At 66.3% G+C, this 14,848-nt stretch carries 14 protein-coding genes and 1 tRNA gene; 6 read left to right on the forward strand and 9 right to left on the reverse strand.

Translation table 11 applies throughout. The features are described 5' to 3' along the window. Together AC1DYU_RS19545 and AC1DYU_RS19550 are read left to right on the forward strand one after the other, a co-directional pair. A partial coding sequence (locus AC1DYU_RS19545) for an enolase C-terminal domain-like protein (RefSeq protein WP_476793075.1) occupies nucleotides 1–319 on the forward strand: 319 nt, incomplete at its 5' end. Nucleotides 320–326: 7 nt separating this feature from the next. Then, nucleotides 327–1,094, forward strand: a complete 768-nt coding sequence (locus tag AC1DYU_RS19550) for an SDR family oxidoreductase (protein WP_476793076.1) — start codon at nucleotides 327–329, stop codon at nucleotides 1,092–1,094. Nucleotides 1,095–1,135: 41 nt separating this feature from the next. Here AC1DYU_RS19550 and AC1DYU_RS19555 read toward each other — a convergent pair whose 3' ends face one another. The 4 genes from AC1DYU_RS19555 to AC1DYU_RS19570 all read right to left on the reverse strand — a co-directional run bounded on the left by AC1DYU_RS19555 (nucleotide 1,136) and on the right by AC1DYU_RS19570 (nucleotide 5,093). After that, nucleotides 1,136–1,867: a GntR family transcriptional regulator gene (locus AC1DYU_RS19555; RefSeq protein ID WP_476793077.1), complete on the reverse strand. Its 732-nt coding sequence runs from the start codon at nucleotides 1,865–1,867 to the stop codon at nucleotides 1,136–1,138. Between the two features lie 200 nt (nucleotides 1,868–2,067). Then, nucleotides 2,068–3,462 carry an NAD(P)H-dependent oxidoreductase gene (locus AC1DYU_RS19560; RefSeq protein ID WP_476793078.1) on the reverse strand — a complete coding sequence of 465 codons (1,395 nt, stop codon included), beginning with the start codon at nucleotides 3,460–3,462 and terminating at the stop codon, nucleotides 2,068–2,070. Nucleotides 3,463–3,613: 151 nt separating this feature from the next. Next, on the reverse strand, nucleotides 3,614–4,564 hold the full coding sequence (locus AC1DYU_RS19565; RefSeq protein WP_476793079.1) for an amidohydrolase family protein: 951 nt from the start codon (nucleotides 4,562–4,564) through the stop codon (nucleotides 3,614–3,616). A gap of 454 nt (nucleotides 4,565–5,018) precedes the next feature. Beyond that, a tRNA-Gly gene (locus AC1DYU_RS19570) sits at nucleotides 5,019–5,093 on the reverse strand. Nucleotides 5,094–5,328: 235 nt separating this feature from the next. On the opposite strand from AC1DYU_RS19570, the gene AC1DYU_RS19575 reads away from it, so the two are divergent. The 4 genes from AC1DYU_RS19575 to AC1DYU_RS19590 all read left to right on the forward strand — a co-directional run bounded on the left by AC1DYU_RS19575 (nucleotide 5,329) and on the right by AC1DYU_RS19590 (nucleotide 8,935). Further along, nucleotides 5,329–5,871: a prolyl-tRNA synthetase associated domain-containing protein gene (locus AC1DYU_RS19575; protein WP_476793080.1), complete on the forward strand. Its 543-nt coding sequence runs from the start codon at nucleotides 5,329–5,331 to the stop codon at nucleotides 5,869–5,871. Nucleotides 5,872–5,950: 79 nt separating this feature from the next. Next, nucleotides 5,951–6,850, forward strand: a complete 900-nt coding sequence (gene trxA, locus AC1DYU_RS19580) for a thioredoxin (RefSeq protein ID WP_476793081.1) — start codon at nucleotides 5,951–5,953, stop codon at nucleotides 6,848–6,850. A 19-nt stretch (nucleotides 6,851–6,869) separates the two neighbouring features. Further along, a complete protein-coding gene (locus tag AC1DYU_RS19585) occupies nucleotides 6,870–7,541 on the forward strand; it encodes an LON peptidase substrate-binding domain-containing protein (protein ID WP_158486660.1) in 672 nt (223 codons plus the stop codon). Next, complete coding sequence (locus AC1DYU_RS19590; protein WP_476793082.1) at nucleotides 7,538–8,935, forward strand: MFS transporter; 1,398 nt, start codon at nucleotides 7,538–7,540, stop codon at nucleotides 8,933–8,935. Before AC1DYU_RS19585 ends, AC1DYU_RS19590 begins: the two co-directional genes overlap by 4 nt. Nucleotides 8,936–9,080: 145 nt before the next feature. Here AC1DYU_RS19590 and AC1DYU_RS19595 read toward each other — a convergent pair whose 3' ends face one another. The 5 genes from AC1DYU_RS19595 to AC1DYU_RS19615 form a co-directional block, all read right to left on the reverse strand. Next, nucleotides 9,081–10,517, reverse strand: coding sequence for a homospermidine synthase (locus AC1DYU_RS19595; RefSeq protein WP_476793083.1), 1,437 nt, complete (start codon nucleotides 10,515–10,517; stop codon nucleotides 9,081–9,083). 118 nt (nucleotides 10,518–10,635) lie between these two features. Next, nucleotides 10,636–11,463 carry a phosphodiesterase gene (locus AC1DYU_RS19600; protein WP_476793084.1) on the reverse strand — a complete coding sequence of 276 codons (828 nt, stop codon included), beginning with the start codon at nucleotides 11,461–11,463 and terminating at the stop codon, nucleotides 10,636–10,638. 177 nt (nucleotides 11,464–11,640) lie between these two features. After that, on the reverse strand, nucleotides 11,641–12,972 hold the full coding sequence (locus AC1DYU_RS19605) for an ABC transporter substrate-binding protein (RefSeq protein ID WP_476793085.1): 1,332 nt from the start codon (nucleotides 12,970–12,972) through the stop codon (nucleotides 11,641–11,643). Nucleotides 12,973–12,983: 11 nt separating this feature from the next. Beyond that, nucleotides 12,984–13,847, reverse strand: a complete 864-nt coding sequence (locus AC1DYU_RS19610) for a carbohydrate ABC transporter permease (protein WP_476793086.1) — start codon at nucleotides 13,845–13,847, stop codon at nucleotides 12,984–12,986. Continuing rightward, nucleotides 13,844–14,689 carry a carbohydrate ABC transporter permease gene (locus AC1DYU_RS19615; protein ID WP_476793210.1) on the reverse strand — a complete coding sequence of 282 codons (846 nt, stop codon included), beginning with the start codon at nucleotides 14,687–14,689 and terminating at the stop codon, nucleotides 13,844–13,846. The genes AC1DYU_RS19610 and AC1DYU_RS19615 overlap by 4 nt, the downstream gene beginning before the upstream one ends. Between the last annotated feature and the right edge of the window lie 159 nt (nucleotides 14,690–14,848).

Consider the following 14,848-nt stretch of genomic DNA (forward strand, 5'->3'; position numbering starts at 1 on the left):
GTGCTGGACCGGCGGGTTGACCGAAGGCCGCAAGATCGCCGCGATGGCGGAAACCTATCACCGCCCCTTCGCGCCGCATGACTGCATCGGCCCGGTCGGCTTCATCGCGGCGATCCACGCCTCGTTCAGCCAGCCCAACACGCTGATCCAGGAATCGGTGCGCGCCTTCTACACCGGCTGGTACAACGAACTCGTCACCACAATGCCCACCATCAAGGACGGCCATGTCCTGCCGATGGAAGGACCCGGGCTCGGCGTCGAACTCCTCCCCGCCGTCTTCAAACGCTCAGACCTCACCGTCCGACGCTCCAGCCTGTGAGAACCAGATGAACAACCCTCTCTTCGATCTCTCGGGCAAGACCGCGCTCGTCACCGGTTCCTCGCGCGGTCTCGGCCGCGCTATGGCGGAAGGGCTCGCGATCGCGGGCGCTTGCATCCTGATCAACGGCACCGACCCCATCCGCGTGGACGAGGCCGTCGCCGAGTTCAGGGCGGCCGGGCATCAGGCCGAGCCGGCACCGTTCAACGTCACCGACGAGGCCGCGATCGTCAGCGCCTTCGAGGGTTTCGATGCCGCCGGCATCGCGGTCGACATCCTCGTCAACAACGCCGGCATCCAGTTTCGCAAGCCGATGGTGGAACTCGCCACGGCCGACTGGCAGCGCGTCATCGACACCAATTTGACCTCGGCCTTCATGATCGGGCGCGAGGCGGCCAAGCGCATGATCGCGCGTGGGGCTGGCAAGGTGATCAATATCGGCTCGCTGACCAGCGAGCTGGCGCGCGCGACGGTGGCGCCCTACACGGTCGCCAAGGGCGGCATCAAGATGCTGACGCGGGCCATGGCGGCCGAATGGGCCGAGGCCGGCATCCAGGCTAACGCAATCGGGCCGGGCTACATGATCACCGACATGAACCAGGCGCTGATCGACAACCCGACCTTCGATGCCTGGGTGAAGGGCCGTACGCCGGCAAGGCGCTGGGGCAAGCCGGGCGAACTCGTCGGCGCGGCGGTGTTCCTGTCCTCGGCTGCGTCCGACTACGTCAACGGCCAGATCATCTATGTCGACGGCGGGATGTCGTCGGTGCTTTGAGGGGCGTGCGGTTCACGCCGATCAAATAGACGGTCTATCCGCTAGGTATCGCGGCCAGCTCGCTTCGCCTGCAGCGCGGCGACCAAGCTGGCAAGGCCATTGCGGACATGCGCGCGCAGCGCCTGTCCGGTCCGCGCGGGGTCGCGGGCGGTGAGCGCATCGAGGATCAACTGGTGTTCCTCGATCGCCTTGTCCCAGCGGGCGGGCCAGAGATTGGATGTGTAGCGCGCCCGGTCGACGCGCAGCGCCAGCAGCTCCCACACCCAGATCAGGACGGAATTGCGCGAGAGCTCGATGATGCGCCGATGGAAGGCCTTGTTGGCTTCGAAATAGGCGGGAAGCTCGTCGCGCGTGTGATGCAGCATCATCTGATAATGCAGCAGGCCGACCTCGGCGATGGCCTCCTCGCCGACCTGAGCCGCGGCGAGTTCGCCGGCCAGACCTTCGATGGTGCTGACGACGTCGATCAGTGCCTGGATCTCCTCGATATCGAGATCGGAGACGATGGGGGACTGGTTGGGCAGCGCGCGCAGGAGTCCTTCCTGGACGAGCGTCTTGATCGCCTCGCGGATCGGCGTGCGGGACACGCCGATCTCCTCGCACAACTCTCTCTCATTCAGGCGGGCGCCGGGCGCCAACACGCCTGTGACGATCAGGTTGCGCAGATGCTTGACGGTGTTGCCGTGAAGCTGACCCTTGCGACGGGCGTCGTCGGACAGCGGCGTCTTGGCCAGAAGCGCTTGCAGAGGTGTCAGGTCCTGAAGATCTGTCATGAACGGTCCCGCCCGCCTTTCGTGTCGATCCGAGGCGCTCACGTCTTGGACGCAAGACTCCGGCCCGAAACCGAAGGCTTCTACCCGATCCGGGGGCGGTCCAGTCTAGGCCAATCCGACATCCGCCACACGACATTCGCTGCGGGAGACGGCCCATCTTCAAAACCGATTTTCGAGTGATGGCGCGCGCGGGCCATCGCTTATCCGCCCGCGCCGAAGAACATCCGGTCCTGACGCCGCCGCAGCGTCGCCAGCATCGAATCCTCGGCGATCTCGACGTCGTCGCAGGCGATGAGCGCGCCTTTCGCCACGGGCCTGACCAGGCGCCGGTTGGCGGCGAGATAATACGGCACCGGCACTCCGGGGCCGAGCGCGGCGCCGGGCACGGCGTAGCCCGAGACATCGGCGATGCTGTGGTGATGGCCGCTCGCGGTCAGGATCGTGCCGGCGGGCAGGTCGGCGTCGGCCCTTGCTGCGAGATCGAAGCGGGGCTTGGGCCTCTCGGCGCCGCTGGACACGCCGAGGATGCCGGCTTCCAGAACGCTGGTCGCAGCCTCCAGGCCCAGCACATGGCGCGGTAGATACAGCATGGCGGTGGCGCCGTTGCGGGACAGGACATGGCCCTTCTCGCGCAGGATCGCCCAGGAGGCGGCATCCTCGCAGCGCACGACGACGAAGACGCCGCCGGCAAAGCTGATCTCGTCGGGGCGCCTCAGGCAGTTGAACACGTCGATGCGCCGCTCGCCGGCCAGCACGCCGCCATCGGCGAGGGTCGCGAAGGCGTCGGGGACCTCGCTGATCCGCAGGATCGGCGCATGGAGATCGGGACGGTCGGGCTGCAGATCCAGCGCATTGGCGGCGATCAGCAGTTCGCAGAGATCGGGCACCGTCCGCTGCGGCAGCATCGCGGCCATCTGCGACCGCTGCGCGATGACCTCGCCCACGGGCCGCGCGCCGAGCGACCAGCAATCGGCCAGTCCGCTCACCGGCGAGACGCGGCCATTGCTCAGCAATGTCCCGGCGGCTTCATCGAAAACGAAGTCGTATTCGCTGGATTTGCCCGCGGCGACGACGGTGAAGCCCAGCGTCTCGGCCCAGGTGACCTGTCCCATCAGCAGGCTCGGCTGGTCGCCGTCGATCGGCGTCACCACCCGCCCCTGAGCGCGCGCCATCTCCGAAAGGCCGGCGCCGACGACGATGTCGACCTCCTTCGAGACGAGCGCGAGATGGCGTCCGGCCTCGACCGCGATCGCCGAATGGCGCGCTCCGGCTTCGGGGTGTCCGGTGGCTTCGATCACCACATCGATCGGCAGTTCGACGACGCAGGCGAGATCCCCCGCCGCGATCATTTTTCCGCTGGCCCAGGCCGCCCTGGCCTCGGCCGCCGTGCTGCACAGCGCGATCTCCCGGGGATCGGCTCCCGCCGCGCGCCAGGCCTCGCCCGCGCGTTCCGACGTGATGTCGACGGCGATTCGGGTCGAGATCAACGGGACACGACGCGCCTGCCCAAGGAAGCTGCGGCCGAAATCGCCGGTGCCCACGATACAGGTCTCGACCGGCCTGGCCGCGGAACCGAAATAGCGATGATAGTTCATCTTACCCGCGCGTTTCCGCCAGTCACTGTGGCCGGGCGATCGTCGCCGCCCGTGGGCCGGCTGCGCCGGCGCGATCGAAAGAGGGCACAGCTCAATGTTGCATGCAAGATTTTTATTGCAGCCCAACCAGAGCCGTTGACGGGCCCAGCGCTCAGGCCGCGTCGGGCTCGGGCAGGCGATAAAACGAAACCGCATTGCGCCAGAAGAACCTCTCGCGGTCCGCGGGCGAGTAATCCTCCAGCATGCGCGAAACGGAGCTGACCAGCGTGTCGAAATCGACCCGCAGACCCGCGACGGGGAAATTGCTCGCGAAGACGCACCGCTCGATGCCGAAGATCGACACCGCGTCCCGGACGATCCGCTTGTTGGAGTCGAAATCCCACGGCTGGTCCTTGAGGCCGAACTCCGAGACCTTCAGGTGGACGTTGGGCTGTCTCGCGATCGTCTGCATCTGCGACCGCCAGGCTGCGAGGCCTTCCTCCGAGCGGTCCCACGGAAAGCCGGTGTGGTTCAGGATGATCCTGATGTCCGGAAACAGGCGCGCAACCTCGGCGGCTTCCGCCAGATGCCAGGCGGGAACGCGCAAATCCCAGCTCAGGCCGTAATCCTGCAATCGCGCGAAGCCCCGTAGCCAGGCCTCATCCTGCATCGTGCCGGGAGCGCCCGGCGTCATCGTGTCGGGCGAATGCGAGGTCACCGGCTTGGAGCGAATGCCGCGCACTATCGGGGACGCCGCCTGCCGCGCCAGGACCTCAGCCGCGTCGGGCGTATGAAACCAGGCGTGAGCGACGATGGCATTGGGAAAGCCGAAGCGCTCGCTGATGGCGCTGAGCCAGCGGGTTTCGCCGACCTGGTCGGTGCGATCCCATTCGGCCTCGCAATGGACGGTCATCAAGACGTTGTGTCGGGACGTGTCGCGGCGATAGTCGTCAGGCATATAGTCGCGCTTGATGAGATCGTAATTCCCGAGGAAGAACCGGTCTTCCGGTGTGTCGGACAGCCAGGGATAATAGTTGTTTTTCAGATCCCACAGGTGGTGATGCGCGTCGATCAGCGTGATCGCGCTTTCATCGGCGTTCCATTTGCCGTGGATGGTCTTCATTTCAACAACAACTCCGCATGGAAGCGCTGCAGCCTGTGGAAGCCCAGCGATGGCTGTGCCCAAGGCGGCGCCGCACTTGATCGACCCGACCCGTGCCGTTCATCCGCGAGCCGGAGGGCTGTCTCATCACTCTCCCGACGCCCACGGCCATCCTCTCATCTGCCGAGGGGTGCATCATCCATTTCTTGCATGCAAGAGAATTTCTGTCGCGTAAAGGCCGCGCCAGCAATTCCTGGCTGGCTCGGACAGGGCTCTGCGTCGTCTCGGATGCGGCCGATAGCGGCTCGTGACGCTTATCGCTCGGGCGTGCCACTCAAGCCGTGGGTGGCCAGACCGCGCCGTCAGGATCGCAAGGAGCGCGGCGCCCAGGCGAAGGCGGCCCGCGATCGGTCGCCAAACGCAAAAAGCGCCGGGAAACCCGACGCTTGCGTGCCCAACTGGCCTTATTATGTCCTGGAGCGGGAGAAGGGATTCGAACCCTCGACCCCAACCTTGGCAAGGTTGTGCTCTACCCCTGAGCTACTCCCGCATCAGGACACTGTCGCGGCGTTTCCGCCGCGGAGGCCGGCTTATTGCCCCAAAGCGGCGCGCAGTGCAAGCGCCTTGTTGTGCAACGCGCATCTTTTGCCGAATGACGTTCCAGACCCGCGCTTCGCGGGTCTTATCGCGCGGCAAACGACGCTTGTGGTGGCCCTTCCGGCTCGTTACGCATCGCGCGAGCCCTGCCAAAACCGATCCTCCGAAGCCGAACCAAGCCGAATCCGATGTCCCAGACGCTTGCTACCGCCGCTCCGCTCACGCCCGATGAGCTCTGTGCCCATCTCACCGCGCAGGGTCTCGCCTTCGAGCGCATCGATCATGAGGCTGTCTTCACGGTGGCCGAATCGCAGGCGCTGCGCGGCACGCTGCCCGGGCTGCATTCCAAGAACCTGTTCCTGAAGGACAAGAAGGGCCGGCTTTTCCTGGTCTCGGCGCGGGAGAATGCCCGGATCGACCTGAAGCGCCTGCACGAGACGCTGGGCGCCAGCGGGCGGCTGTCCTTCTGCTCGGCGGAAGCGTTGATGGAGACGCTCGGTGTCACGCCAGGCTCGGTCACGGCTTTCGCGGTGGTCAACGACCGCGCGGGTGTCGTGACGATGGTGCTCGACCGCAACCTCACCGGCGGCGAGGACATGAACTTCCATCCGCTGATCAACACGGCGACGCTTCGGATCGGGCGCGACGACATGCTGGCCTTCCTGCGCGGCGCCGGCCATGAGCCGCTGATCGTCGATTTGCCGGTTCCCGATGATGGACAGAACGGCTGATCCTCCCCATCTATGGTTCGGTCGCAGCGGCGGCCGCAACCGACCCCTTGTCTGATCCAAGCGCGACGAAGGACGACCGATGCTGGTCAATACCGAAGCGGCCGAAAACCCCGGCCTGATCAAGGACACGACGACTCAAGGCTTCCGGCAGGATGTCGTCGCCGAGTCGATGAATCAGCCTGTCCTGGTCGATTTCTGGGCGCCCTGGTGCGGACCCTGCAAGCAGCTGACTCCCGTCATCGAGAAGGTGGTCAAGGAGGCGCGCGGCAAGGTCCGGCTCGTCAAGATGAACATCGACGAGTTTCCGGAGATCCCGGGGCAGCTCGGCATCCAGTCGATTCCCGCCGTGATCGCCTTCAAGCAGGGCCAGCCGATCGACGGCTTCATGGGCGCGCAGCCGGAAAGCCAGATCAAGGCCTTCATCGAGAAGCTGGTCGGCCCGATGGGGCCAGGCCCGACGGAAGAGCTGATCGCCGCAGCGCAGGCCGCGATTGAGGCGGGCGACGCGGCCGGCGCCAGCGAACTCTATGCCGGCGTGCTCGAACTCGAGCCCGAGAACGTCGCGGCGATCGCCGGCCTGGCGCGGCTGCATCTTGACATGGGCGACCTCGAGGGTGCGACCGGCATCATCGGCATGGTGCCCGAGGCGAAGGCTGCAGACCCGGCGGTCGCGGCCGTGCGCGCCGCGATCGAACTGGCCGAACAGGCGGCTGCGCTCGGCGACACCGGCGAGCTCGAGGCGAAGGTCGCGGCCAACCCGAAAGACCATCAGGCCCGTTTCGATCTGGCACTGGCGCTGAACGCACGCGACCGGCGCGAGGAGGCGGTCGATCATCTGATCGCCATCATCAAGGCCGATCGGACGTGGAACGACGACGGCGCCCGCAAGCAGCTGCTGCAGCTCTTCGAGGCCTGGGGGCCGATGGACGAGCACAGCATGGCCGGCCGCCGCAAGCTTTCCACCCTGTTGTTCTCTTAAGCCGCAGGAGCTGCCACAGATGGGCATGAACGCCGTCTACAAGGGACCCGAGGATTGCCCGTCGGTGATCCCGGTCTTCCCGCTGGGCGGAGCCCTGTTGCTGCCGCGCGGGCAGATGCCGCTCAACATCTTCGAGCCGCGCTATATCGCCATGATCGACGACGCGGTCAGGAGCCATCGCGTCATCGGCATCATCCAGCCGGAGCCCGAGAGCGGGCGCCAGTCGGCGACGCCGCCACTGCTGCAGGTCGGCTGTCTCGGTCGGATCACGCAATTCGCCGAGACCGGCGACGACCGCTATATCCTGACGCTGACGGGGATCAGCCGTTTCCGCATCGCCGAGGAGCTGCCGGTCACGACGCCTTACCGGCAGTGCCGCATCGATTATGACGATTTCATCCTCGATTTCACGGCGCGGGCCGGGGAGGACGAGGTCGACCGCGCCGCGCTGCTCAAGGCGCTGCGGGCCTTCGCCAAGGCGAGCGACCTCAAGATCGACTGGAAGGGCGTCAACGAGGCGCCCAACGAGGCGCTGGTCAATGCGCTGTCGATGATGTGCCCGTTCGGGCCGCGTGAGAAGCAGGCGCTGCTGGAAGCGCCGAGCCTGAAGCAGCGTGCCGAGGTGCTGGTGGCGATCACCGAGATCGAGCTGGCGCGGGGCGGCGGCGACCCCGAGACGACGCTGCAGTGAGCCTGCCTCCTGCGAGTGCCGAGACCGCGCCCGTCGTCTACCCGCCCCGCCGGGCGGTGACGGCCTGGCTGTTCTTTGACTGGGCGGCCCAGCCCTTCTTCACGCTGATCACGACCTTCGTCTTCGCGCCATTCTTCGCCGCTGCGCTGGCCTCCGATCCCGCGCAGGGACAGGCGCTGTGGGGCTATGCCACGGGCTTCGCGGGCCTATGCATCGCGCTGCTCTCGCCGCTGCTCGGCGGCATCGCCGACCGCACCGGGCCGCGCAAGCCCTGGATCGCGGTGTTCGGGGCGCTGCTGGTGCTGGGCTCGGGTGCGCTTTGGTTTGCCGTGCCGGGTTCAGCCTATGCGGTGCCGATTGCGCTTGCCGGCTTCATCGTCGCGACCATCGGCGCCGAATTCGCGACCACCTTCAACAATGCGATGATGACGCGGCTGGTGCCGCCGGAGCGGCTCGGCTGGCTCTCGGGCACGGGTTGGGCGATCGGCTATCTCGGCGGCCTGCTGTCGCTGGGCATCACGCTGGCGTTGCTGGCAGCCGATCCGACCACGGGCAAGACACTGGCCGGGCTGACGCCGATCCTGGGGCTCGATGCGGCCGCTCGCGAGGGCGATCGCTTCTCGGGGCCTCTGACGGCGCTCTGGTTCATCGTCTTCGTAACGCCGATGTTCCTGTTCACGCCGGATTCCGTCCGCACCGGCATGAAGCTCGGCGAAGCGGCCAAGGGCGGCGTCGGCCGCTTGAAGGCGACGCTCCAAGAGCTGCCGCGCCTGCCGTCGCTCGGGCGGTTCCTGCTGGCCAATATGATCTACCAGGATGCACTCGTCGCGCTCTTCGCTTTTGGGGGCATCTATGCCGCTGGCGTCTTTGGCTGGCAGACGATCGAACTCGGCATCTTCGGCATCATGCTGACCATCACCGGCACGCTCGGCGCCTGGCTCGGCGGCAAGCTCGATGACCGGATAGGCGGCAAGGCCGTGGTGCTGGGTGCGATTGCTTGCCTGCTGCTGGCCTGCCTCGGCATCCTGTCGCTGGGTCGCGACACGGTGTTCTTCGTGATCGCGGCTGCGCCGGCGACGCCGGGCGACGGGCTCTTCGCCTCGCTACCGGAGAAGGTCTATCTCGGTTTGGGCCTGCTGATCGGCCTCGTCGCCGGTCCGTTGCAGGCTTCGTCGCGCAGCCTCATGGCGAGGCTCGCGCCGGAGGGGCGCACGGGCGAGTTCTTCGGGCTGTTCGCGCTGTCGGGGAAGGTCACGTCATTCCTGGGGCCGACGCTGGTGGCGCTGGCGACGACGGTCTTCGCCAGCCAGCGCGCCGGGCTGGCCGTGCTGGTGGTGTTCTTCCTCGCGGGCGGGGCGCTGCTGGCGGGCGTCAAGGTGAAGCGGGCGCCGTAGCCGCGCGTCATTCCGGGGCGGCCCGGAGGGCCGAACCCGGAACCCACGACGGGGTACAATGCCGCGTTACCTACGTCCTTTGCCGGGCCACCCAGTCATGGGTTCCGGGTTCAGGCGCTATGCGCCTGCCCCGGAATGACAGCTCTCACCGAACCAGAATATTCCGGAACTGCCAGGGATCGCTGGTGTCGATGTCCTCCGGGAAGAAGCCGGGGCGGCCGTCGAGCGGCGTCCAGTCGGTGTAGTGGCCGGTGACCGGGCCGAGATAGGGCAGCTGGACGTCGAGGCAGCGGCGGAAATCCATCTCGTCGGCTTCGACAATGCCGGCCTTCGGGTTTTCCAGCGCCCAGACCATGCCGGCGAGCACGGCCGAGGTGACCTGCATGCCGGTGGCGTTCTGGTAGGGGGCGATCCGGCGGGTTTCCTCGACGGAAAGCTGCGAGCCGTACCAGTAGGCGTTCTTGCCATGGCCGTAGAGGAGCACGCCGAGTTCGTCGATGCCGTCGACGATCTCGTTTTCCTCGAGGATGTGGTGTTGGTCCTGGACCTTCCCGGCCGCGCCGAACATCTCGTGCAGCGAGAGCACGGCGTCGTTGGCGGGGTGATAGGCATAGTGGCAGGTCGGCCGGTAGACCGGCTTGCCAGCCTCATCGCGCACGGTGAAGTAGTCGGCGATCGAGATCGACTCGTTATGCGTCACCAGGAAGCCGTATTGCGCGCCGGGTGTCGGGCACCAGCTGCGGACGCGGGTGTTGGCGCCGGGTTGGAGCAGATAGATCGCGGCCTTGCAGCCGGCCTCGTGCTCGCGGCCGTTCTCGGGCATCCAGGTCTCGTGCGTGCCCCAGCCGAGTTCGGCCGGCTGCATGCCTTCCGAGACGAAGCCCTCGACCGACCAGGTGTTGACGAAGACGCCCGGCAGCTTCGGCTGCCTAGCACGCTGGGTGTCGCGCTCGGCGATGTGGATGCCCTTGACGCCGACGGTCTGGGCAAGCCTGCCCCAATCCTCGCGGCTCTTCGGCTCGAGGATCTGCAAGCCGAGATCGGCGGCGATATTGAGCAGGCCCTGCTTGACGAACCAGGAGACCATGCCGGGATTGGCGCCGCAGCAGGAGACGGCCGTGGTGGTGCCGGCCGGGCGCGCATGCTTGGCACTGAGCGTCGCCTCGCGCAGGGCGTAGTTCGAACGCTCGCTCGCACCCTTGCTGTGGTCGAAATAGAAGCCGAGCCAGGGCTCGTTGACCGTGTCGATATAGAGCGCGCCGAGATTTGAGCAGAGCTGCATGATGTCGAGCGAGCCGGTGTCGACCGAGAGGTTGACGCAGAAGCCCTGTCCGCCGCCGACGGTCAGCAGCGGCTCGAGTAGCGTCTTGTAATTATCTTTGGTCACCGCCTCCTTGATGAAGCGGATGCCGCGCTCGTCGAGCAAGGCACGGTCGGCATCATCGGGTCCGATCACCACGAAGCGCGACTTGTCGTACTCGAAATGCCGTTCGATCAGCGGCAGCGTGCCGCGGCCGATGGAGCCGAAGCCGATCATCACGATCGGGCCGGTGATCTTTCCGTGTACGGGCCAGTTGCTCATTCTCGGGTTGTCTCCTTCTGGGGGTAGCGCTGTTGGGAGGGGTGGCCGCGCGGAGCCATCCCCGGCTCGTATGGGCGAAGCGCGCCTGCGTCAATCGTGCGGTGTGCTTGCGGCGATGCTAGTGGCCGCCCGGATAGTCGGCATCGAGCACGAAGGGGTAGGGCCCCGGAAAGCGCTCGACATAGGCAGTGTGCGTGACGAAGCCCGCGCCCTCGCGGAACGAATGCAGCAGATAGGCCGGCGGTTCCATGTGGAAGGTCGCCTCGCTCGTCTCCGACAGGTCGAGCGTGACCTGATGCGTCACGCTGGGTGCGATCTGCGCGATGGTGCCGGCAAAGCGGGTGACGATCGGGCGGTGGTGATGGCCGCAGAGGATGCGCTCGATATTGGGATGGCGGGCGACGATCGCGGCGAATTCGGCGGCGCCGTCGAGCAGCCGGATCGCATCCATATGGGCGATGCCGCAGTCGAAGGGCGGGTGATGCATGAAGATCGCGACCGGCTTGCCGTTCGCCTCGGTCAGCGCCTTGTCGAGGAAGGCGAGCCGCGTCGCGCAGAGTGCCCCGGCGCTCTTGCCCGGTAAAAGCGTGTCGAGACCGATCAGCCGCATCGGGCCGAGATCGGCGACGAACTGGACGAAGCCGCCATCCAGCACTTGGCGCGGATCGAGCGTCAGCCCGGCGGTCAGAGTCTCGCGGCGGTCGTGGTTGCCCGGCACCAGCAGGACCGGAATGCCCAGCGGCGCGAGCATGGCCCGCAGGAGGGCATATTCCTCGGCGAGCCCGCAATCCGTCAGGTCGCCGGTGATGACGAGCACATCGGGGCGGGGCGTGAGCTTCGCCACGACGTCGAGCGCGCGTTCGCTCAGGGCATTGGTCTCGGAGACGCGATAAGCAGGCTTGCCGCGCGGGCGGATATGCAGGTCGGTGATCTGGGCGATGAGCATTGAACGGGTATCCGGATGCAACCTTCCCGTCATGCTCGCCCTTGTGGCGAGCATCCACGCCTTGCGACGTCCAGGAAGAGAAGACGTGGATGGTCGGGACAAGCCCGACCATGACGGTGGAGGGGAGCGACGAAGGGATACCCGGCTCGGTGCCGGGCATCCCTTCGATCGCAAGTATCAGTTCGTCGGCAGCTTCAGCGCGGTCTGCTCGACGAAGGGGCGCATGATCTCGTCGGCCTGCTTCTGGGCGGCGGCGAGGGCCTCCTTCGGGGTCTTCTTGCCCGACAGCACGGCGGCGAGCTCGTCCTCGATCGCCTTGCGGACGGGAACCGTCTTGTAGGTGGCGAACCAGGGCTTGGCGACGTCCAGCTGCTTGACCGCGATGCCGGCGTCGGGGTTCTTGGCGATGAACTCCTTCATGTCGGGCGTGTCGTAGGCGGCCTTGTTGGGCGCGAAATAGCCGGTCGCGCGGCTCCACCAGGCGGATTTTTCCGGCGCCGTCATCCAGTTGATCAGCGTCCAGGCGGCCTTGCGGCGCTCGCCCTCGACGCCGGTCGGAATGACCAGCGAGGCACCGCCGATCGGAACCGCGTTGCGGACGTTCTTCGGCACGAAGGCGACCTTGTAGGGGAACTTGGCGTTGTTGCGGATATGGGTCAGCGAGCCCGTCGAGAGCAGCATCATCGAGGTCTGGCCTGCGAGGAAGGCGCCCGACACCGCGCCGCCGGCCTGCACGCCGGCCGGGTGGACCTTGTGCTTGGTGACGAGGTCCGACCAGAAGGTGAGTGCGCCCAGCATGGACGGCGTGTCGTAATAGACCTCGCCGCCGTAATTGACATTGAACCACTCGCCGCCGTTCGACTGGGTCAGCGCCTGCAGGATCCAACCGCCGTAATCATAGTTGGACGGCATCATCATGCCCCAGCGGGTGACGCGGTCGCCGTCGCGCTTGGTCAGCTTTTTGGCGGTGGCGACCAGTTCTTCCCAGTTGGCGGGCAGCTTGTCAGGATCGAGGCCGGCTTCCTTGAGATGGTCCGTGTTGACGTAAAGCAGCGGCGTCGAGTTGTGGAAGGGCACGCCATAGACCTGACGGTCGAGCACGGCATTGCCGTGTAGCGCGTCGAAGAACTGGCCCATGAACTGGTCGTTGGTCTTGCCGTCGGCCTTGATCAGCGCGTCCATCGACTGGATCTCGCCCTCGATCTTGAGGTCGAGCAGGAAGTTGGCGGACATGATCACGGCGGCGGGGGGCTTGCCGGCCTTCATCGCGGCGCGGGTCTTGATCAGGGTCTCGTCATAGGAGCCGGTATAGACCGGCGTCGCCTTGATCGACGGGTTCTTCTCGTTGAACTCCTTGATCAGGGTGGCCATGTCGCGGGCGAGCTGGCCGTCGACGGGGACGGGGAAGAACAGCTCGATCTCGGTCGGCGCCTGCGCGAAGGCGGGGGAGAGCGCGAAGCTCGCAGCCAGCGCGGCGCCGGCCAGCAAAGTGCGGCGGGTAGTCGTCATGGTGTTTTTCCTTACTTGATGCCGGAGGAGACGAAGGAGTTGACAAAGGCACGCTGGAACACCGCGAAGGCGATGAGCAGCGGCGCGCTGACCAGCAGGGTGCCGGCTGCGATCACGCCCCAGGCCTGGGCGCCCTCGGCGCCGCGCGTGAACGAGGCGAGGCCGACGGTCAGCGGGCGCAGATCGGGCGAGTTGATCACCATCAGCGGCCAGAGGAATTCGTTCCAATGGGCGGTGACCGAGACGATCGAGAAGGCGACGAGCGAGGGTTTTGCCAGCGGCAGGTAGATGAAGCCGATGCGCTGAAAGACGCTGGCGCCGTCGATGAGCGCCGCATCTTCCAGTTCGCGTGGGATCGCCCGAAAGGCCTGGCGCATCAGGAAGGTGCCGAAGGCGGAGGCGAAATAGGGTGCCATCACGCCGAGTAGGCTGTCATAGAGGCCGAGCTTCGCGATCGTCGTCAGGTTGGGGACGATCAGCACGACCGGTGCCAGCATGAGCTGGAGCAGGAAGAGATAGAAGCAGAGCGTCCGGCCGGGAAATTCCAGCCGCGCGAAGGCATAGCCAGCTAAAGTGATCGTGACGATCTGCACGGCGAGGATGCCGAGGCTGATGATCGTGGTGTTGAGGCCATAGCGGGGAAAGTCGGCCGAGGCCCAGGCCTCGCGGAAATTGGCGAGCGTTGGGATGTAGGACGGCACCAGCGAGGCCATGCCGGCGCCGATGCTCTCGGGATTGAAGGCGGCGACCAGCATCCACAGGAAGGGCACCATCCAGAGCGCTGCGATCAGCAGTGTCGCGGCATAGCCGAGTTTGGGCGAGATCTCGCCGGTCGCGACTCCCGTGCTGGCCTGGTGAATACCCGTCTGGCTCATGGCTCCTTCTCCCCGAAGGAGCGCTCGAGCGTGCGCAGCGAGGAGGCGGTGACGGCGAGCAGCAGCGCCAGCATTACCAGCGTGCCGGCCGCCGCGCGCCCGGCGTCGTAGTTCTCGACCGCCTGCTGGTAGATGTAGAACAGCAGCAGGTTGGTCGAGTCGGACGGGCCGCCCTTGGTCAGGACGAAGACATGGTCGACCTGGGTGACGACGTTCAGGAGTCCGATCACCAGGACGAAGCCGATGGTCGGCTTGAGATAGGGCAGGGTGACATAGCGCAGCCGCTGCCACGGGCCGGCGCCGTCGAGTATCGCCGCCTCATAGGCGTCGGCCGGCACGGCCTGGAGGCCGGCCAGGAAGAACAGCATGTAGTAGCCGGCGTTCTTCCAGATCGTCAGCGCCATGATCGACCAGAGCGCGATGTCGGGATCGCCGAGCCAGTTCGGGCCGGAGATGGCGAGCTTGGCAAGGTGGTAGTCCAGCAAGCCGACATTGGGCAGGAACAGGAACAGGAAGATCGACGCCGCGGCGACCAGCGGGATCAGCACGGGCAGGAAGAACAGAGCCCGGAACAGTGCGTTGACGCGGCTCGATTTCACCAGCGCCATGGCGAAGCCCAGCGCCAGCACGAGGCTCGGAATCACGGTGCCCAGCGCATAGACCAGATTATTGCCGAGCGCCTTGCGGAAGGCAGGGTCGGCGAAGAGCTTGAGGAAATTATGCGGCCCGACATAGGCCTGCGGGCCGCCGACGCGGATCTGTCCGTGGAACGACTGCCAGAGGACCTGGACGACCGGCCAGTAGGTGAACAGCGCCAGGAAGAGCAGCGACGGCGCCAGCATCGCGAAGGCGAGCACGGTGGTCTGGCGCGGCCGCCAGCGCGGCACGCTCCATCCCCTCGCCTTGCCCGTCGTGAAAACCGCCTGCGCCATGCACCCCTACCTTTGGCGGGGGTCATGGAGGGGCTGGACGACGAAGCGGTTACGGTTCGATGACGGATG

The organism is Allobosea sp. P2_B12 (assembly GCF_056404835.1).

Coding starts and splice junctions, on each gene's coding strand:
- AC1DYU_RS19565 (WP_476793079.1), bottom strand. CDS start 4,564: ATGAAGACCATCCACGGCAAATGGAACGCCGATGAAAGCGCGATCACG.
- AC1DYU_RS19555 (WP_476793077.1), bottom strand. CDS start 1,867: ATGACAGATCTTCAGGACCTGACACCTCTGCAAGCGCTTCTGGCCAAG.
- AC1DYU_RS19615 (WP_476793210.1), bottom strand. CDS start 14,689: ATGCTGGCGCCGTCGCTGCTCTTCCTGGCGCTGTTCACCTACTGGCCG.
- AC1DYU_RS19550 (WP_476793076.1), top strand. CDS start 327: ATGAACAACCCTCTCTTCGATCTCTCGGGCAAGACCGCGCTCGTCACC.
- AC1DYU_RS19575 (WP_476793080.1), top strand. CDS start 5,329: ATGTCCCAGACGCTTGCTACCGCCGCTCCGCTCACGCCCGATGAGCTC.
- trxA (WP_476793081.1), top strand. CDS start 5,951: ATGCTGGTCAATACCGAAGCGGCCGAAAACCCCGGCCTGATCAAGGAC.
- AC1DYU_RS19560 (WP_476793078.1), bottom strand. CDS start 3,462: ATGAACTATCATCGCTATTTCGGTTCCGCGGCCAGGCCGGTCGAGACC.
- AC1DYU_RS19600 (WP_476793084.1), bottom strand. CDS start 11,463: ATGCTCATCGCCCAGATCACCGACCTGCATATCCGCCCGCGCGGCAAG.
- AC1DYU_RS19595 (WP_476793083.1), bottom strand. CDS start 10,517: ATGAGCAACTGGCCCGTACACGGAAAGATCACCGGCCCGATCGTGATG.
- AC1DYU_RS19610 (WP_476793086.1), bottom strand. CDS start 13,847: ATGAGCCAGACGGGTATTCACCAGGCCAGCACGGGAGTCGCGACCGGC.
- AC1DYU_RS19605 (WP_476793085.1), bottom strand. CDS start 12,972: ATGACGACTACCCGCCGCACTTTGCTGGCCGGCGCCGCGCTGGCTGCG.
- AC1DYU_RS19585 (WP_158486660.1), top strand. CDS start 6,870: ATGGGCATGAACGCCGTCTACAAGGGACCCGAGGATTGCCCGTCGGTG.